Origin of the sequence: Albidovulum sp. (genome assembly GCF_049646345.1) — a bacterium.
Lineage (GTDB): Bacteria > Pseudomonadota > Alphaproteobacteria > Rhodobacterales > Rhodobacteraceae > Albidovulum.
On sequence record NZ_JBARVQ010000433.1, the window covers coordinates 1 to 3,245 of the forward strand.

Consider the following 3,245-nt stretch of genomic DNA (forward strand, 5'->3'; position numbering starts at 1 on the left):
CCAGAGCCCCTCGCGCGCAAGATCGTCGCTCGCCCGGCGGATACCTTCGGCCAGAATGTCGAACATCTGGTCGATTTCACCCGTCGTGATCACCAGCGGCGGCGAAAAGACGCACATATTGATCAGCGGCCGTACGATCAGCCCCAGCTCCTGACAATGCGCGTCGATCCGGGCACCGACCTCCTTGTCGAGCGCAAGGGGATTGCGGCTTTCGCGATCGGCCACGCATTCGACGCAGCCCATCAGACCCATACCACGCACATCGCCGACGATCGGCAGCTCGGCAAGCGCCTGCATCCGCTCCTGAAAATGCGGGGTGATGGCGCGGACATGGTCAAGGATGCCCTCGCCCTCGATGATCTCCATATTTTTCAGCGCGGCGGCCGCCGAGACCGGATGGCCGGAATAGGTATAGCCGTTCGAGAAGATCGATCCCTTGGCCCCTTCGCCCGACACGTCATCGATCAACTGGTCGGAAATGATGCAGGCCCCCATCGGCACATAGCCCGAGGTCATGCCCTTGGCGCAGGTGATGATGTCGGGGGTGATGCCAAAGACATCTTCCGAGGCGAACCAGTGGCCGAGACGGCCAAAGCCGGTCACGACCTCATCCGAGATGTAGAGGACATCATGTTTGCGGCAGACCTCAAGGCAGCGCGCATGATAGCCCGCAGGCGGCACGATCACGCCGCCTGAGGCAAGGATCGGCTCGGCGATGAAGGCGGCAACCCGCTCGGGGCCAAGCGTCAGGATCGCATTTTCAAGATCATCAACCTTGGCATCCAGAAAGGCCTCGACACTGATCCCCTCAGGCCGCCGGTAAGGATTCACGTCGGGCAGGAAGTGCACGATATCATTGGCAAAGTCGAACCAGCTTTTGTCGCGCTCCTTGCCGCTCATCGTGGCCGAAAGATAGGTAGACCCGTGATAGGCTTTCTGGCGCGAAATCACGATTTTCTTTTCCGGCCGCCCCATGATGTTGTTGCGGTAATGCAGAAAGCGGATCGCGGTATCGACGGCGGTCGAACCGCCGGTGGTGAAGAAAACCTTGTTCAGATCCCCCGGCGTCCGTTCGGCGATCTTCGCCGCCAGTTCCGCCACCACCGAATTGCCCTGTGAATAGGGTGAGTAATAGGCCATATCGCGGGCCTGATCGGCCATGGCCTGCCCGATCTCTTCGCGCCCGTAGCCGATCTGGACGCACCACATCCCCCCCGGCCCGTCGATCAGATGACGGCCCGTCTCGTCAATCACATGAATGCCTTTCGCCCCCTCCGCAAACGTACGGGTGTTGGATCCGTGATCCTCCATCGCCTCCCAGGGATGCAGAAAATGCGCATTGTCCCAGTCGCGAATACGGTCAAAATCATTGGGCAGGTTCGTCATCGGAATGTCCCGGCCCTCCGGGCCGCCTCTGTTGTACGGGAAGAATAATGAACAATCGTTCATTCATAGTCAATCGCCTGCCAACCCGATCCTATGGCGGTTATGCCCGGAACCGTGCTAGCGATGAGGAAAGGACAGGGACTCGAAAGACCATGAGCACGACCGCAGAAGACCGTCTGTCCGCCCGCGATCTGGGCAAGGAACGTCACCGGCTGAAGCTGATCGAGGCGACGGCGAATGCCATCCTTGAACATGGCCTGGCTGCGGTCTCCGTCAGCCGCATCCTGGAGCATGCCGGCCTCTCGCGCGGCATGATCAACCTGCATTTCACGTCGAAAGCCAACCTGCTGCTGGAAGTTGCCCGGCATTTCTCGGATGCCTATGCCAACCACTGGCAGGCCGCGATGAACAAAGCCGGCCCCCGGCCCGAGGATCGGCTCCGGGCGATTGTCGAGGCCGATTTCGACCCCGCCGTTCTCAACCGGCGCACCATGGCGATCTGGTTCGCCTTTCGGGGCGAAGCCCATTCAAACCCCGACTACATGCCCTTCATCGACTCGCGCGAGGGGCCGATGACCAAGGCCGTGCATGACATCTGCAGCGAAATCTGCGCGGGCGGCACCTATCCGGAAGTCGATCCGACAAAGGCGGCGCGCGCCTTCACCATCGCGCTGGAAGGGCTCTGGACCGATTTTCACCTGCATCCCAACAGTTTCAGTCGGGACGAGGCGCGGTCGATTGTCCTGCATATGGCCAGAACCTTCTTCCCGCAGCATTTCGGCGACTGAGGTCACGCGCCGCTGGCGACCGGCAGCAGGATGTCAAAGCGCGTGCCCTTGCCGGGCGTGCTGTCGACGCTGATCGTGCCGCCACCGCGCGCGACCAGATTGCGGCTGATCGACAGGCCAAGCCCGGTGCCTTCACTGCGTTTCGTGGTGTAGAACGGATCGAAGATGCGGGCGAGCACCTCTTGCGCCATGCCTGTCCCGGTATCGGTGACGGTGATGCGGATATTGCCCCCCTCGGCCCGCGTCGTCAGATCCAGCCGTCCGCCCTCAGGCATCGCCTGTATGGCGTTGACCATCAGGTTGATCAGCACCTGCTGCAGCTCGGTCTGGTTCATCGAAACGACGGCACCGGCGGCCAGATCAAGCCCCACCTCGACCCTTGCCTTGGCCAGCAGGTGCTGCACAAGCGGCATCGTATCGCGGATCACGTCATCGGGATCGTTGCCTATGCCGCTGTCGGCATATTCCTCGGGCCGGGCGAACCGCAGGAGTTTCGAGACAAGGATATGGATCGCCTGAATCTGCTCCTGTATCAGCGTGAATTCGGTTTTCAAGGGCTGCGCACGGGCGCCCAGATCGTCCCGAACCACATCAAGATTGCCCTGTATCACTGCCAAAGGATTATTGATTTCATGCGCGACGCCTGCCGTAATCTCACCGATTGCAGCCAGCTTCTCCGAGACGATCAACTGCTTCGTCGTGGCCTCGATCTGGCGGTTTGCATCCTCCAGATCGCTTGTGCGGTCAGCCACGCGGGCTTCCAGTTCCTCGGCCCAGTCGCGGAGCCGTTTGTCACGTTCCTCGATCTGATCAAGCAGGTGGTCAAGATGCCCGGCCACCCGGCCGATTTCATCATCCGGCACCGGCTGCCCCGACCGTGCACCAAGATCCCCATCCTCTACCGCGCCGATGACCGCGTTCATCCGTTCAAGCGGGGCAAAGATACCGCGCGCCCATCGCAGAAGGACCGGAATGGACACGACAAGCATGATGACGAAAGCCGCGGCGATCTCGACCAGCGTCCGCCGCTCTGCCTCGACGAAGGGCGCCTCCAGAAAACCGACATAGAGC

The 3,245-nt window shown here is 61.3% G+C and carries 3 protein-coding genes; 1 reads left to right on the forward strand and 2 read right to left on the reverse strand.

What is annotated here, in order from left to right; all coding sequences use genetic code 11:
- A partial coding sequence (locus WBB85_RS10835; RefSeq protein ID WP_432638630.1) for an aminotransferase occupies positions 1–1,386 on the reverse strand: 1,386 nt, incomplete at its 3' end.
- Between the two features lie 152 nt (positions 1,387–1,538).
- Here WBB85_RS10835 and WBB85_RS10840 point away from each other — a divergent pair.
- Positions 1,539–2,174 carry a TetR/AcrR family transcriptional regulator gene (locus WBB85_RS10840; protein ID WP_432638631.1) on the forward strand — a complete coding sequence of 212 codons (636 nt, stop codon included), beginning with the start codon at positions 1,539–1,541 and terminating at the stop codon, positions 2,172–2,174.
- 2 nt (positions 2,175–2,176) lie between these two features.
- Here the strand turns inward: WBB85_RS10840 and WBB85_RS10845 are convergent.
- Positions 2,177–3,245: sensor histidine kinase (locus WBB85_RS10845; RefSeq protein ID WP_432638632.1), on the reverse strand; the 1,069-nt coding region annotated here is incomplete at its 5' end.